Source organism: Streptomyces sp. NPDC002446 (assembly GCF_053595675.1).
This window is the reverse complement of record NZ_JBSFYC010000011.1, coordinates 1-14,390: the sequence shown is the minus strand read 5'-3', so window position 1 is coordinate 14,390 and position 14,390 is coordinate 1. Positions and strand designations below refer to the sequence as shown.

At 71.8% G+C, this 14,390-nt stretch carries 12 protein-coding genes; 9 read left to right on the top strand and 3 right to left on the bottom strand.

Translation table 11 applies throughout. From position 1 onward, the window contains the following. The first annotated feature begins 14 nt into the window (after positions 1-14). The 4 genes from ACWD6P_RS08965 (at position 15) to ACWD6P_RS08950 (ending at position 6,338) form a co-directional block, all read left to right on the top strand. Positions 15-3,305, top strand: a complete 3,291-nt coding sequence (locus ACWD6P_RS08965) for a condensation domain-containing protein (RefSeq protein WP_451443364.1) — start codon at positions 15-17, stop codon at positions 3,303-3,305. A 392-nt stretch (positions 3,306-3,697) separates the two neighbouring features. Next, positions 3,698-4,531, top strand: a complete 834-nt coding sequence (locus tag ACWD6P_RS08960) for an AfsR/SARP family transcriptional regulator (RefSeq protein WP_451443363.1) — start codon at positions 3,698-3,700, stop codon at positions 4,529-4,531. Between the two features lie 193 nt (positions 4,532-4,724). Beyond that, a complete protein-coding gene (locus ACWD6P_RS08955) occupies positions 4,725-5,426 on the top strand; it encodes an acyl carrier protein (RefSeq protein WP_451443362.1) in 702 nt (233 codons plus the stop codon). Between the two features lie 81 nt (positions 5,427-5,507). Continuing rightward, positions 5,508-6,338 carry a 4'-phosphopantetheinyl transferase family protein gene (locus tag ACWD6P_RS08950; protein ID WP_451443361.1) on the top strand — a complete coding sequence of 277 codons (831 nt, stop codon included), beginning with the start codon at positions 5,508-5,510 and terminating at the stop codon, positions 6,336-6,338. Positions 6,339-6,427: 89 nt separating this feature from the next. Here the strand turns inward: ACWD6P_RS08950 and ACWD6P_RS08945 are convergent, their stop codons facing one another. Further along, complete coding sequence (locus ACWD6P_RS08945; protein ID WP_451443360.1) at positions 6,428-7,366, bottom strand: alpha/beta fold hydrolase; 939 nt, start codon at positions 7,364-7,366, stop codon at positions 6,428-6,430. A gap of 169 nt (positions 7,367-7,535) precedes the next feature. Between ACWD6P_RS08945 and ACWD6P_RS08940 the strand changes: the two genes are divergently transcribed. Both ACWD6P_RS08940 and ACWD6P_RS08935 read left to right on the top strand, forming a co-directional pair. Further along, entirely contained in the window at positions 7,536-8,483 is a 948-nt protein-coding gene (locus tag ACWD6P_RS08940) for a LysR family transcriptional regulator (protein ID WP_451443359.1), read from the top strand. Positions 8,484-8,558: 75 nt separating this feature from the next. Next, the gene (locus tag ACWD6P_RS08935) at positions 8,559-9,731 is read left to right on the top strand and encodes a UDP-N-acetylglucosamine--N-acetylmuramyl-(pentapeptide) pyrophosphoryl-undecaprenol N-acetylglucosamine transferase (RefSeq protein WP_451443358.1); all 1,173 of its coding nucleotides are present in this window, start codon (positions 8,559-8,561) and stop codon (positions 9,729-9,731) included. 17 nt (positions 9,732-9,748) lie between these two features. Here ACWD6P_RS08935 and ACWD6P_RS08930 read toward each other — a convergent pair whose 3' ends face one another. Continuing rightward, on the bottom strand, positions 9,749-9,949 hold the full coding sequence (locus ACWD6P_RS08930; protein ID WP_451443357.1) for an arsenate reductase/protein-tyrosine-phosphatase family protein: 201 nt from the start codon (positions 9,947-9,949) through the stop codon (positions 9,749-9,751). Positions 9,950-10,083: 134 nt separating this feature from the next. Between ACWD6P_RS08930 and ACWD6P_RS08925 the strand changes: the two genes are divergently transcribed. Beyond that, positions 10,084-10,266 carry a DUF5302 domain-containing protein gene (locus tag ACWD6P_RS08925; protein ID WP_451443356.1) on the top strand — a complete coding sequence of 61 codons (183 nt, stop codon included), beginning with the start codon at positions 10,084-10,086 and terminating at the stop codon, positions 10,264-10,266. Positions 10,267-10,407: 141 nt separating this feature from the next. On the opposite strand, the gene ACWD6P_RS08920 is transcribed toward ACWD6P_RS08925, so the two are convergent. Next, on the bottom strand, positions 10,408-11,781 hold the full coding sequence (locus tag ACWD6P_RS08920) for an NDP-hexose 2,3-dehydratase family protein (RefSeq protein ID WP_451443355.1): 1,374 nt from the start codon (positions 11,779-11,781) through the stop codon (positions 10,408-10,410). Positions 11,782-11,937: 156 nt separating this feature from the next. Between ACWD6P_RS08920 and ACWD6P_RS08915 the strand changes: the two genes are divergently transcribed. After that, positions 11,938-13,011: a glucose-1-phosphate thymidylyltransferase gene (locus ACWD6P_RS08915; protein WP_451443354.1), complete on the top strand. Its 1,074-nt coding sequence runs from the start codon at positions 11,938-11,940 to the stop codon at positions 13,009-13,011. Between the two features lie 492 nt (positions 13,012-13,503). Next, positions 13,504-14,390: methionine adenosyltransferase (gene metK / locus ACWD6P_RS08910; RefSeq protein WP_451443353.1), on the top strand; the 887-nt coding region annotated here is incomplete at its 3' end.

Sequence of the window (14,390 nt, the reverse complement as noted above, 5' to 3'; positions counted from 1 at the left end):
GGCTTCGCCCCGGGATGCCGATGACCGACGGCCGTGCCGCCGCCGAACGCCGCACCGATGCGTCGATGACCGTGGTCGTCGACACCGGGCGGCCGCCCCGCCACCTCGCGTCCGTTCTGGAGATCCGGGGCCCGCTGGCCGCCGGCCGCGTGGCGGCGGCGCTCGACCACGCCGCCACGCGCACCCCCGGCGGCCGGCCTTGGCCCCACACACTGCACCGGCTCGGCCCCGAACACCACGTGCTGCACGTCGAGCCGCGGACGGCCCCCGCATCCCCCGCGTCCCCCGGCGACGACGCCTTCCCGGCCGGTCTTGTCGCGGACCTGCTCACCGCCCACGACCGGCCGGCGGTCCCGCTCGCACCGGCCCAGCGCGACCTGGTCCGGCGAGCCGAGGACGCCCCGGACCACCCCCACTTCCGGGTGCTGAACGCGGCCGAGCCGCTCGACCCGGCCGCAGTGGACGGCGCCCTGCAGGCCCTGGCCAGGGCCCACCCGCTGCTCGGTGCCCGGATCGACACCACGGCGGGCGGCGGCATGCACGCGGTGCCGCTCGTGTACGCGGCCGAGTGCACGGACCTCTCCGGCGTCCCGCGCGCCCGCGAGCAGGAGGCCGTCGCCGCCGCGGCCCGCCGCCTGGACCCCGCCACCGGCACCACGCTGTGCGCCCTGCTGCTGCGCAAGCGGCGCAGGCTCGTGCTGGTGGCCCATGAACTCGTCGTCGACCAGGCCTCGTTGGACATCCTCATGGCCGACCTGCGGGCCGCGCTGGACCGGCCCGAGGAGGAGCTCGCGGCCGAGGACGTGCAGTACCCGGACTGGGCCGCGGCGCTGCCCGCGATGGCCACCGACCCCCGGGAGACCGACCGCTGGCGCACCGTCGCCGAAGGCCGCGCCGCCACCCGCGCACTGCGCGCCCGCGGCCCGCTGCCGGACCTCGCCCCGCACCGCCACCCCGGCTTCGCCTTGGGCCCTGCGGCCACCCGGCGGTTGACTGGTGCCGTGCCCCGGCGCTTCGGCCTCACCCCGGCCCAACTGCTCACCGGGGCCATGGGGCTGGCCCTGATCCGGTGGCGCGGCACCGAGCGCGCCTCCTTCGACGTGTGCGTCGACGGACGCCAGGGCGGCCCGGCGCTCGCCCGGACGGTCGGACCGCTCGTCGAGACCGAGCCCGTGCTGCTGGAGGGCGGGGGCGGGTGCGACGAGAGCGCGTGTCAGTTCATCGACCGGGTTGCCGCGAGCCTCGGCGACGTGGGGCGCGGTGCGTTCGGCGCGTGCCGTGAACACGCCCCCGATCCGGCGCTCCGGCTCGCGCTGCGCGAACCCGTGCCGGTCCTGGTGCGCTTCACCCCGGACGCGCACGTCCGCGCGGTCGAACGGCCGCCAGGGACCGCCGCCTCGTACGCACTGGACGCCCATGCGCGCATCCGCGGCGGCCGGCTGCGCATCGGGCTCGACTGGCTGCCCGCCGCCTGCGACGGCGTCACCGAGGAGTCCGCCGACCGGCTCCTGGCCGTACTGAAGGACGTTCTGGACGAGCTGGCCGGGAGCACCGGCGCGTCGCCGGCCACGACCAGCACCGTCCCCGCCAGCCCGCTGCAGCGCGAAATCCTGGCCGACGCCGACGCGCACCCCGGGACCGGACGGCAGATCGAGCAGCTCAGCTGGGTCTGGCACGGGGCGCTGGACTTCGATCGGTTCACGGCGGCCTGGCAGTCCGTCTTCGACCGGGAAGCCGTCCTGCGGGCCGCCTTCGACCATGGCCCCGACCCTGCGATCACCCTCCACGACCGGGTCGTACCGCAGGTGGTGCGGATGCCGTACACGGGTGCGGACCGGCCCGACGCCCTCGCGAGCGACCGGCGGCGCGGGCTCGATCCGCGCTCTCCGGGGCCGCTGCGGATCACGCTGCTCGAGGGCCCGCGGGACGGCGGCACCACCCCGCAGCGCACACGGGTGCTGCTCACGTACCACCTGGCGCTGCTCGACAGCCGGAGCGTGCGCCTGCTCGTGGCGGAGTTCTGCCGCGCCTATCTGGCGGACGGCACACTGCCGGGCGGCGACCGGCGTCCCGACGTACGCGACTACGCGCACTGGATCAAGGCCCAGGACCTCGCCCCCGCCCGGGACTTCTGGCTGCGGTCCGCGCCCCGGCCCACGACCGCGACGTCGGTGCCGGCTTACGACACCGCCTCGCCCGTCGGCCGGGGGACGGGTACGGGGCGGGCGCGCGTGCGGCTGACCTCTTCCGAGGCCGCCCGCCTCGACGCGTGGGTCGCCCGGTGGGGCGCGACGGAGAGCGCACTGCAGGTCGCCTGGGCGCTGCTGCTGTACCGGGCCGCCGGAGCGGACGGCTCGATGCCGGTGCGGTTCAGCGTCGCGGTCCCCGGGCGGGGCATCCCGCTGGAGGGCGTGGAGCGCCTGCCCGGTGCCCTGCGCAATCCGCTGCCCGTCTCGGTCGAGGTCGACCCCACCGCCACCGTGCCCGACCTGCTGGCCGCCCTGCGCGACCAGGCCATCGACCTGTCGTCGTACGAGTGGGTCTCGGTCGGTCAGATCCACGCCTGGACCGGCACGGAGCCGAAGGGGCCTGCCGGGGCCGGGCGCACCGCCGAGAGCCTGCTCGTCTTCGAGAGCGGTCTGGACCCGCTGCAGCGGCTCGAACCCTCGTTCGCCGCGCACGGCATCCGTATGGACTTCCCCGAGACGACGGGTGCCGCGAACGCCTTCCCGGTCACGCTGGTCGCCCACCGCGACGAGGCCGGCGGCCTGGTGCTGTCCGTGATCCACGACCGCGCCCATCTCGCGGACGGTGCCGGACTGCTGGCCGACTGCGCCGACCTGCTGCGTGAACTGCCCTACGAGGCCGACGAGACGACGCCCATCGCCGAACTCCTCGACGAGTTGTCGGTCACGGCCGCCGCCCGGCCTCCTTCCACGACCCTGCGTCAGGGGACGGGCGGCGTCATCTGTCTGGTGCCGTCACCCGGCGTTCCCCTGTCCTGGTACGCCCGGCTGTCCCGGCAGTACGCCGGGCCGGAGACGGTGATCCTGCTGCAGCCGACGCCGAAGGGGCCCCAGGCCTGGCACGGGGTGCTGCGCTCGTTGGCCGATGCGGGGCAGCGCCTGCTGCTCGTCGCCTTCTCGGGCGGGGGAGCCGCCGCCTGCGAGACGGCCCGCCTCCTCGCGGCGGACGGGTCCCGCCCCACGACGGTCGTACTGACCGCCGACACCGGTACCGACCGCGCGGTGGGCGACCTGGCGCGTCTGCTGGCGCAGGCGGCCCGGCGGCCCGGCGACATCTGACGGACCGGCGAGATCTGACGGTCCGGCGACATCTGACGGACCGTTCGGCGGCACGGCCGACTCGAGGACAACTTGAGTGCGGGTCGTCTCGCGCATGAACGTCTGCCGCGTTGACGGCGCCAAAAGAGACCTCAGGGGATGGTTCTCTCGCTGTTTTGGGGTGCGAGCGCGTCAACTTCCCCGCGGTGGTCGCGAGTTATGTCCGCTTTTATCTGCCTAACTGCCTCATATCCATGCGGGGTCGCGGAAGGAACGGCGGTCGATAAAAAAACGGTGGAGTCGGTTTGGAATTGACAAACCGTCTGCCCTGTTTTTAACTCAAGTCACCGAGACGTGGCTCTGGATGCCGCCTTGGGCGACTGATGACGCATGCACCAAGAGGGGGAAACGGCGTGGACATCGAAGTACTGGGTGCTTTGGCCGTCGGGGAGAACGACGTCTCGGTGACGCCGCGGGCGCCGAAGCCACGACAGGTGCTGGCCCTACTGGCGCTGCACGCCGACCAGGTCGTGTCCACCGCCTCGCTCATAGACGAGCTCTGGAGCGACCGCCCGCCGCGCAGCGCGCGCACCACCCTGCAGACCTACGTACTGCAGCTGCGGGAGATGATCGCGAAGGCCCTGGAGAAGGACCCGGAGGGCCACCCGCCGCGTACGCCCAAGGACGTGCTCGCCACCGCTCCGGGCGGCTATGTGCTCCACACCTTCGGCGGCGCCAGTGACGTCCGCGAGTTCGAACGGCTCGCCGGGCTCGGCTACCGGGCCATGGACGCGGGCGACTTCCCGCGCGCGGCCCGCGAGCTGGGCGACGCCCTCGCCCTGTGGACCGACTCCGCACTCGCCGACGTGCAGGCGGGGCCGCAGCTGGAGATGCAGACCAGGCGTCTCGAGGAGACCCGGCTGTGCGCGCTCGACCAGCGCATCGAGGCCGATCTGCGACTCGGCCGGCACCGGGAACTGCTCGGCGAACTGACCGTCCTGGTCAGCCGCTACCGCACGCACGAGAACCTGCACGCCCAGTTCATGCTCGCGCTGCACCGCTCGGGGCGCCGTAGCGAGGCACTCGACGTCTACCAGCGGCTGCGGTCAACTCTCGTACGGGAAATGGGACTTGAGCCCTCCGCCAGTGTGCGCCGACTCCAGCAGTCGATCCTGATGGCCCACCCGGAGCCCAGCACCGCGCAGCCGGCCGCCGCCGATCGCGAGCGGCTGACCCGGGTGGGCTGACGGCCGCACCCCGGGCCCCCGGGCCTTGAGCATCGAGAGAGGCGAACGGCGGTACCGCGGCCGGGCGCCTGACTCGCTCGGCGACCTGGCCGCGGTCGCGTGACCCGCGCGTGTTCCGCGTGCGGGCCGCATCCGCACAGCGCAGCCAACGAGGGCACCGCCCTCACCGCACTCAGGACATTGGAGCCCCGCCATGCCCCGTGAACGACAGATCGCCCTCACCGCGGCGCCCGCCGCCCACGATGCCGACGTGCTCGCCGAGATCGTGCGCATGCTCGCCGGCATACTGCGTCTCAAGCCCGAGAAGATCGACCCCGAGCAGACGTTCCGCACCTGCGGGATCGACTCGCTGCTCTCCGTGGAGTACGTGGCCACCGTCAACGCGTACTACGGCACCGCGATCAAGCCCGCCACGCTCGTCGACCACCCCACACCGCTGGACTTCGCCCGGTACGTGGCACGCGAAATGGGGGTGGCACCGGCCTGCGCGACGCCCACGCCGTCCCCCGCGGCCACGGCGCCGATGCCGCCCGCGGCCGCGACCGTGCCCACACCGCCCGTCATCGACGTCCTGCGCGAGGAGATCGCCCGCATCCTGGGCCGCGACCCCTGGGACATCGACACGGCCATGCCCTTCTCCGCCCTCGGCGTGGAGGGCGAACCGGGCGCGGAGTTCGTCTCCGTCATCAACGTCGTCTACGGGCTGCGCGAGCGCTCCGCCGTGCTGTACGACTACCCGAACCTCACGGCGCTGGCCTCCCACATCACCGCGCAGCTGCCCGAGCGCCCCGACCCGGCCGCCGGGCCGATGTCGCTGGAGGAACTGCTCGACGGGGTGCGCGACGGCCGGGTCACCGTGGACCAGGTCCTCTCCCTGCTGTCCCGGTGGGACTGAGACGGCGGCGGACATGGACCAGCAGGACATACTCATCCGATTCAAGGGCGGCGTCCCCGGCCGCGGGAGAGAGCCGGCAGCATGACGTCTCCCGCAGCAGTGGACCGGCCCGAGCGGGTCTCGCACACCGCGGCACCCGTCCAGCTGTGGTTCTGCCCCAACGACGCGCTCGCCCCGGGGATCGCCGCGGTTCTCGCGACGCACTGGCTGGACGAGCACGAACAGGAGACCGCCGGGCGCTTCCTGTTCGACCGTGACCGGCGCCAGTACCTGGTCGCGCACGCGCTCGTCCGCCGGGTCCTGGCCCTGGAGAGCGGCATCCCCGAGGCGGAGGCCGTGCTCTGGCGGTCCTCGCGGGGCAGGCCGTTCCTGCGCAAGCCCGTGGAGGGGCTGCCGCGCGGCGGCCGGGAGCTGGACTTCAACCTGTCGCACACCGAGGGGTACAACCTGCTCGGCGTGGTGCGCCGCCATCGCATCGGTGTCGACGTGGAACGGCTCGACCGCGGCGACCGGGGCTTCGACGTCATCGTGGAGAGCTTCGCGTGCGAGGAGATCGCCTGGGTGGCCGAGGTCGCCCTGGGCCGGGCCCGCGACCGCAGGATCCTACGGCTGTGGACGCTGAAGGAGGCCTACGCCAAGGCGCGCGGCCTCGGCCTCGGGCTCTCCTTCGACTCCTTCGCGTTCACGCTCGCCAACGACCGGGGCGTGCTCGCCTTCCGGCCGCCCGATGACGAACCCCCGGGGCGGTGGCGCTTCGTGGAACTGGAGCCCGAACCCGGCGTGCTCGTCGCCGTCGCCGTCATGACGGGCCCCGACCAGGAGGTCGCACTGGACCTGCACCACGGCTTCCCCTGGAGCCGACAGGCACCTCGGCAGCTGTCCCTGCCGCAACCGGTGGGAGCGCCCGCCTAGAGGGCCGATGAAGATCTGGGGACGGGGCCGCTTGCCCGTGTGGCCGGGCGGCCTGCCAAGCCGCACGCTGACAAGGGCTACGACTACGACTACGACCACCTGCGCCGAGGCGTGCTGCCGGAGCGGGTCTCCACACTGCTCACGAACGCGGGCACCCGGCTGTTCAGCACCGGCACCGGAATCGCGTGCCCGGCGCCCGGGACGATCTCGGTGCGTACGTCGGACAGGAGCCGGCGCGCCCTGGACTCCGCGCGGCGGGCGTCGACGGCACGGCTCTCACCGCCCATCAGCAGCAGGACGGGAGCGGTGACCGAGCGCAGCTCCTCGGCGCTGATCCTCTGCGGCGAGGTCAGCCGCCCGCGGAAGCCGCGCAACGCCTCCAGGACCACGCGCGTCTGCGCCTCGGCCGTCTCGGGGCTCTCGCCCGGATCGCCGATGAGCCTGCCGAGCCAGCGGCGTTGGAAGCTTTCCGAGCCGCTCACCAGGGCGGCGATGGCCCCCAGCACAAAGCCCGGCCGGAGTGGCGCCAGAGCGCCCACCGGGTCGGCCAGGGTGACCGAGGCGACCCGGCCGGGGGCGCGTACGGCCTGGTTGAGCGCCACCCAGCCGCCGTATGAGTGCCCGGCCAGGTGCGCGCGGTCCACACCGAGTCCGGCGAGGACCTGGTCCAACCAGGCCGCTGTGGCCTCCGCCGTACGGATCGGGGCCGTCTGCGAGCTGAAGCCGGGCTCCCCCACGCGGTCGACGGCCAGCACGGGGCGGTCCTCGGCGAACGCGGCGACGTTGGAGGCCCAAACGGCCGGTGTCGCGTTCTGGCCGTGCAGCAGGACGAGCGGAATGCCGGTGGCCTTGCCGTAGTGGCCGTTGGCCTTGCCGTAGTGGTGGACGCGGGTGGTTCCGAAGAGGGTCTCGACGTCCCGTTCCCCGCGCGGACTCGGCCAGTGCTCCATCGCCCGGGCGTACGCGTCCAGGAACCGCCCCCGCGCCTTGACTCCGGTGAAGGTGCCCATGTGTGCGCCTGTGCTCATGAGGCCGCCTCCTTGTCTTACGGCGGTCCCATCCGGCCGCAACCGTTCCATCCTCTCTGCTGTGAATCCACATGAACAGGGCTTTTTGATGCGGCCGAATGAGCCATTGATAACCTCAGCTGCATAAGTCGGAGGCGGCGACCCACCGTCCCGGCAAGGGGGAGCATTCATGACCACGGATCCCAGCGCGCGCCAGTTGCGCCTGCTGCTCGTGCTGGCCGAGGAGCTGCACTTCGGCCGTGCGGCACAGCGGATGTTCATCAGTCAGCCCGCGCTCAGCCGACAGATCCGCACCCTTGAGGAGAGCCTGGGAGTCACCCTGCTGCAGCGGTCTACGCGGCGCGTCGAGCTCACACCCGCCGGCAAGGAGCTGGTGCCGCGGGCGCGGGCCGTGGTGGACGCCTTCGGGAGCCTGCGCGAGGCCGCGGAGGCCGAGGCGCACTCGCTCTCGGGCCGGATCGTCCTCGGTTCGTACATCGCCGCCCTCCCCAGCCTGCGGATTCTCATGGACCAGCTGCGTGAACGGCAGCCGGTCCCCGACATCGAGTGGCAGGAGGTGGACCACGTCGACTACGCGGACGCTCTCCTGGACGGGAGAATCGACGCGGTCATCTGTTACGGACCCGTGCGCGAAGGCATTGACACGCTCCAGCTGTCAACCGAGGCCCGCTACGTCTGCCTGCCCGACACCCACCCGCTGGCGGACCGCGAGGCGCTCACGCTCGCAGAGCTGACGGATCTGCCCGTCATCGGCTACTCGCCTCTCACGGGCCCCGAATGGCGCGACTTCTGGGCCGTGGACCCGCGCCCCTGCGGAACCCGCGTGAGGTACACCGACCACACCCCCACCACACTGGAATCCTGCGTCACCCACGTCAGCATGGGGCACGGCATCCGCTTCGTCCCCGAGAGCTGTCGGGACGTCATGCCCCGGCCCGGCGTGCGCTACATCACCGTCACCGATCTTTCCCCCTGCATCGGGCTACTGGCCTGGTCGGCCGCCCGGCAGCCCACTCCCGCCCTCAAAACACTCCAGCACCTGCTGCGCGAGCACACCCGCCCCACGGACCGGGACACCCTCATCACCAACAAGCGCTGGTCGAACTCGGTTCTGTGACTGGTCTGGAGTTCTTGCCCATGGCCTGAATCGAAGTCGCTGACCGTCGGTGGCGAAGCCGGTAGCGTCTCCGCGGTGAACAGTGACACAGTCCCGCGGTCCCTTCGCCTGATCGTTACAGGTGGCGGAACCGGCGGGCACACGTATCCCGCGCTGACCGCCGTGCGCGCTCTGCAGGCCAAGTTGACGGCTGTCGGCGGTGCGCTGGACGTCCTGTGGATCGGGACGGCGGACGGGCTGGAGGCTCGCGTTGCCCCCGCAGAAGGCATCGCGTTCACCACGGTCGCCACGGGGAAGATCCGCCGTTCCAGCAACCCGCTGAAGCTCGTGTCACCTGCGAACGTGCGGGACATGGCGCGGGTGCCACTTGGCGTAGCTCAGGCTCGGAAGGTGGTTGGCGACTTCCGGCCGGACGTGGTCCTTGCTACGGGCGGTTATGTCGCCGTTCCGGCTGGACTGGCGGCCCGCATGTGCCGTCGGCCGCTGGTGCTGCATGAGCAGACCGTGCGGCTGGGGCTGGCCAACCGGAAGTTGGCGAGCTCGGCGACGCGGATTGCGGTGTCGTCGGAGTCGACGCTGCCGCTCTTGCCGGAAGCGGTGCGCGGTGCTGCGGTCGTTACGGGGAACCCGGTGCGGCCCGAGGTGCTGTCCGGGCAAGCGGAGAAGGCGGTCGCGGCACTGGGGTTGCACGCTTTCGACCGGCGTTTGCCGACCCTCTATGTCACTGGCGGCGCGCAGGGCGCTCAGCAGATCAACGACGTGGTCAGGGGCCTTCTGCCGTGGCTGCTGGAGCGCGCGAACGTCGTTCACCAGTGCGGGCCAGCCAACGTTGAGGGGCTGCGGCAGTACGCCGCGGCCCTGCCTGCTGATCTGGCTGGGCGGTATTACCTGACCGGGTTCGTCGGCCCGGAGCTGCCCGACGTCCTGGCTCTTGCCGATGTCGTGGTCTGCCGAAGCGGCGCCGGCACCTTGGCGGAGCTCACCGCCTTGGGCAAGCCTGCGGTGTTCATCCCGCTCGCCTCCTCGGCCGGCAACGAACAGGCCCACAACGCCAGGCATCTGGAAGACGCCGGCGCCGCGGTCGCCCTCCTCGGGGACGTTACCGCCGACTCCTTGCGCGATGCTGTCGAGCCACTGCTGACCGACCCTGCCCGCAGGAATGTGATGGCGGAGCGGGCGCGGGCGCACGGGAGGCCGGACGCCGCGGACAGGCTGGTGGACGTGATCCTTTCCGCGGCGTCCGGCTAACCGGTACACGGGCGGTGTTATGGGAGGTGCCGGGTGGCGCCGTCCTCGATCAGGGCGACGACCTCGGCAAATGCCTCCGCAGGCTTCCCCCACGGGTCGGGGACGTCCCGGTTGCCGAGATAGAGGGCGAGTTTTGGGACGGTGCGCTCGTCAGCCAGTCTGCGAAGGTCGGTGAGGTTGCTGGTGTCCATCGCGTGGCCGTCGTGAAGCTTGGGCATGGGGGTCCGGTCTAGAACCGCCCAGACCGCACGGATAGAGTCCCTCGACCGACGCTTGAGTGAAGATCCAGATCCGGTCGTGAAAGTGGTGGTGCAATGCTGCCAGGGCTGTTCCTTACAGCAAGGAGGACCGTATGACTGAAACTCCGAAGAGCAACCGGGGTGAGGACGAGGTACGCGCGAAGTTCAAGGAGGCACTGGAGCGCAAGTCCCAGGCCTCGCGGGCCAAGCAGGCGCATGAAGAGGGGCGTCTCAAGGCCAAGAATCTGACCGGTCGGGCTGGTCAGAAGCGGAATTTCCGGCGTAAGGCCGGCTGATCGAGAACCTGTTCCGGAAAGGGCTGATGCACCCCGTTGCCGGGGTGCCGCAGTCTTTTGTGGTCCGGAGGGCCGCTGGGGAGGGGACCTGTCGGGCCCGTGCCGCGTCCGGGTGTGGCCCGTGGGCGCCGGCGGGTCCTGTCATGTCGCCAGTGTCAGGGCCGTCATCAGGCACCGGGCCTGCACATTGAGGTAGTTGCCGTGCTGCAGCAATGCTTGTGCCTGCGGTACCGATACCCAGCAGAAGTCCGGTGGCAGATCGCGCGTGTCCGCCTCGTCCAGTTCGACGATGAGATTGCGGGTCAGCGCGTGGTGGAAGCGCCCGCCCTCCTCGGACTGCTCGGTGTCGAACAGCACCCGCCCGGCGCGCGGTGTGAGCAGAGTGTCCAAGAACTCGGGGCGGTGCGGGCCCCGGCCGTCCAGATGGCGCAGTGAGCACTGCACCGTGGGGCCGAACTCGGCCACGTTCAGGGTGCCCGCCTCCACCCGGGCCCGCAGCAGCACGTGCGGCACCCCGTCGATGCGCCGCACGAGCAGTCCGGCGAGTCCCGCCTCCGGGGCGAGCAGCGGCTGGGACCAGCGCGCCACCTCGCGCGCCGCTGCCTCCACGGTCACGCCGAGCACCGTGAAATGCCGGCCGTCGTGCCGCCCGATGCCGTCCTCGGTCCGCTGCCACGGGCTCGTGGTGTCCTCCAGGACCTTTTGCAACGGAAGCTGGTCCTGCGCCAGTTCGTACCTGAAGCGGGCGTCGGCCAGGAGCGAGAGCACCTCGGCGAAGGAGTGCAGGGCATCGTCCTCACCCACGGGGGCCGGCGGCCCGCCGCTGCCCGCGAGCAGCTGCCGCGGCAGCGTCGACAGGACCGTGCGGCTGTCCATGTTCACCAGGTGGTCGCGGCGGAGCAGCGCGCCGACCTGACGCAGCGACAGCCAGCGGAAGCCGTCGAGCGCGGGCACGTCCTCGTCCGTCATGACGACCACGTTGCGGTTCCGCTTGTGCAGGAACCACCAGCCCTGCTCGGACTGGAGCGAGTCGGCGAGCACCCGGCCGCCGCGCCGGTCCCCGGTGAAGTACTCCGTGTACGGCACGCGGCGGCCCCGGTGGACCCCCGTGTAGTTGCTGCGGGTGGCCTGTACGGTCGGCGACAGCTGCAACCCGTTGAGGTTGCCCGGCTCCATCTTGGCCTGCAGCAGGCAGTGCACCTCGCCGCGGTACTCCTTGAGCAGAATGCCGAGCAGCCCGACCTCGCGCTGCACGATGACGGGCTGGGTCCAGCTGCGCGGGTGCTGCCCCTCGACGCCGAAGTCGGTGGTGACGCGCAGCCCGGAGACGGAGAAGAACCGGCCCGAGGAGTGCACCAGGTCTCCGGTGTCCCGGCAGAAGCGCCAGCCCGGCAGCGTGTCGAGCGGTGCGCGTCGCACGGCGTGGTGATGCCGGCGGCGCTGCTCGTCCAGCCACCGGTCGAAGGCGGCGTCCCGTGCCACGGCAGCAGGCGGTGCGGTCGACGATGAGGCCATGCGGGCATGGTCCGGGGCCCCGCTTGAGGCTCGGTCGACGACGGCCGGTCGGCCCGTCGAGCCCGCCGAGCCCGTCGGGCCCGGCACCGCGGACAAACCCCGTACTCCGGGCTGCGTCAAGCTCTCCTTGAGGAACTGCCTGCACACTCGCGGAATATGAAGGCGCTCATACTGTCAGGGGGGACGGGGTCCCGGCTACGCCCGTTCACCCACTCGACCGCCAAACAACTGCTGCCCGTAGCCAACAAACCCGTTCTCGTGCACTGTCTGGAGAACATCCGCGACGCGGGCATCACCGAGGCGGCCATCGTCGTCGGCACACACGCCGCGGAGATCGCCCAGGTGGTCGGTGACGGTTCCGCGTTCGGTCTCCGCCTCACCTATCTGCACCAGGACCGCCCGCTGGGGCTCGCGCATTGCGTTCAGCTCGCGGGCGACTTCCTCGGCGACGACGACTTCGTCATGTACCTGGCCGACAACATCTTTGCGGACGGCATAGCGAAGGCCGCCGACGCCTTCGCCGCCGACCGCGCCGACCGCGCCGACGCCGTGCTGCTCGTGCAGCCGGTGGCCGATCCGCGTGCCTACGGGGTGGCCGAGGTCGGCGCCGACGGCCGGTTGCACCGCCTGGTCGAGAAGCCGGCCGAACCCGCCAGTGACCTCGCCGTGCTCGGCGTCTACTTCTTCACCTCCCGGATCCATCGGGCGGTCGCCGGGCTGCGCCCCAGCGCCCGCGGCGAACTGGAGATCACCGACGCCATCCAGCGCCTCGCCGACGACGGCGCGCTGGTGCGCGCCGAGCGCTACGACGGCTACTGGAAGGACACCGGCAAGGCGGAGGACCTGCTCGACTGCAACCGGGAACTGCTCGGGCGGCTGACCGGGCCCGTCGTGGAGGGGGAGGTCGACGCCGCCAGCACCGTGAGCGGCCCGGTCGTGATCGAGCCCGGAGCCCGGGTGTACGGCAGCCACCTGGTGGGGCCGCTGGTGATCGCCGCCGGGAGCACCGTGACCGGCTGCACCGTCGGGCCGTACGTCTCCGTCGGCCGCGACTGCGTCCTGCGGCACACCGCCGTCGCCGACTCGATCCTCCTGGAGGGCGCCGCCGTCGACGGCGTCCCCGCCCTCCATCACTCGATCATCGGCCGCTGGGCCCGGATCGGCCGCTCCACTGCCGCCCAACACCAGCTGTTGGTCGGCGACCATGCCAACGCGGAGGTGGCGGCGTGAAGCCGCGCGTGACCGGCGGAGCCGGACGCACCGGCCCGTACTCCACCGGCCCGTACTCCACCGGTCCACGTCCCGGGCCCGACGGGTATTCCGGCGAGGCACGAGTGGATTGCGAGCGGCCCCGGCGAAAGTGGCCGATGAGCCGAGCTTGGCCGCAACGGCGGCACGCTCCGTGAGAGAACCCGGGCACCGCCGTGCCCCAGGAGGCTGAGGCAGGAGTTCCCGCATGACCGCCACCCTGACCGCCGTCAGCCGGAGTGTCCGGACAGTGCGGTGCGGCGGCAGCGACGGATGTGACCGCGGCGGCGGAAGCTCCGGCCGGCGGCAGCGCAATCGACGCCGCCGAACGCGCCGCTCGCGGCCCCCCTCACCGACGCCCCCCGCCCTCGCCGCCGCGGCCGGCACCCCCTGACACACCGCCACCCCCGAACCGTTCCCTGCCCGTCGTACCCGCTGTACCTGCTGTACCTCCTACTAGGAACCTGGAGAGCCATGTCCCGTCGCCTGTTCACCTCGGAGTCCGTGACCGAGGGGCACCCCGACAAGATCGCCGACCAGATCAGCGATGCCATCCTCGACGCGCTGCTGCGCGAGGACCCGGCGTCCCGCGTCGCCGTCGAGACACTCATCACCACCGGCCAGGTGCATGTCGCGGGCGAGGTCACGACCAGGGCCTACGCGGACATCCCGGCACTGGTGCGCGACAAGATCCTCGAAATCGGCTACGACTCCTCGAAGAAGGGCTTCGACGGCGCCTCCTGCGGCGTCTCGATCTCCATCGGCGCGCAGTCCCCGGACATCGCGCAGGGCGTCGACACCGCGTACGAGTCCCGGGTCGAGGGCGCCGCCGCAGGTGGCGACGCCGACGAGCTGGACAAGCAGGGCGCGGGCGACCAGGGCCTGATGTTCGGCTACGCCAGCAACGAGACCCCGAACCTGATGCCGCTGCCGATCGAGCTGGCCCACCGCCTCTCGCGCCGCCTGGCCGAGGTCCGCAGGGACGGCACCGTCCCCTACCTGCGCCCGGACGGCAAGACCCAGGTCACCATCGAGTACCAGGGCAGCCGCCCGGCCCGCCTCGACACGGTCGTGGTCTCCTCGCAGCACGCGAGCGACATCGACCTGGCATCGCTGCTCACGCCCGACATCCAGGAGCATGTCGTGCAGTACGTCCTCGACGAACTCGCCAAGGACGGCATCAAGCTGGAGACCGAGGGCTACCGGCTGCTGGTCAACCCCACGGGGCGGTTCGAGATCGGCGGTCCGATGGGCGACGCCGGCCTCACCGGCCGCAAGATCATCATCGACACCTACGGCGGTATGGCCCGCCACGGCGGCGGCGCCTTCTCCGGCAAGGACCCGTCCAAGGTCGACCGCTC

Coding starts and splice junctions, on each gene's coding strand:
- ACWD6P_RS08945 (WP_451443360.1), bottom strand. CDS start 7,366: ATGAGCACAGGCGCACACATGGGCACCTTCACCGGAGTCAAGGCGCGG.
- ACWD6P_RS08925 (WP_451443356.1), top strand. CDS start 10,084: ATGACTGAAACTCCGAAGAGCAACCGGGGTGAGGACGAGGTACGCGCG.
- ACWD6P_RS08955 (WP_451443362.1), top strand. CDS start 4,725: ATGCCCCGTGAACGACAGATCGCCCTCACCGCGGCGCCCGCCGCCCAC.
- ACWD6P_RS08930 (WP_451443357.1), bottom strand. CDS start 9,949: ATGCCCAAGCTTCACGACGGCCACGCGATGGACACCAGCAACCTCACC.
- ACWD6P_RS08915 (WP_451443354.1), top strand. CDS start 11,938: ATGAAGGCGCTCATACTGTCAGGGGGGACGGGGTCCCGGCTACGCCCG.
- ACWD6P_RS08920 (WP_451443355.1), bottom strand. CDS start 11,781: ATGGCCTCATCGTCGACCGCACCGCCTGCTGCCGTGGCACGGGACGCC.
- ACWD6P_RS08965 (WP_451443364.1), top strand. CDS start 15: ATGCCGATGACCGACGGCCGTGCCGCCGCCGAACGCCGCACCGATGCG.
- ACWD6P_RS08950 (WP_451443361.1), top strand. CDS start 5,508: ATGACGTCTCCCGCAGCAGTGGACCGGCCCGAGCGGGTCTCGCACACC.
- ACWD6P_RS08940 (WP_451443359.1), top strand. CDS start 7,536: ATGACCACGGATCCCAGCGCGCGCCAGTTGCGCCTGCTGCTCGTGCTG.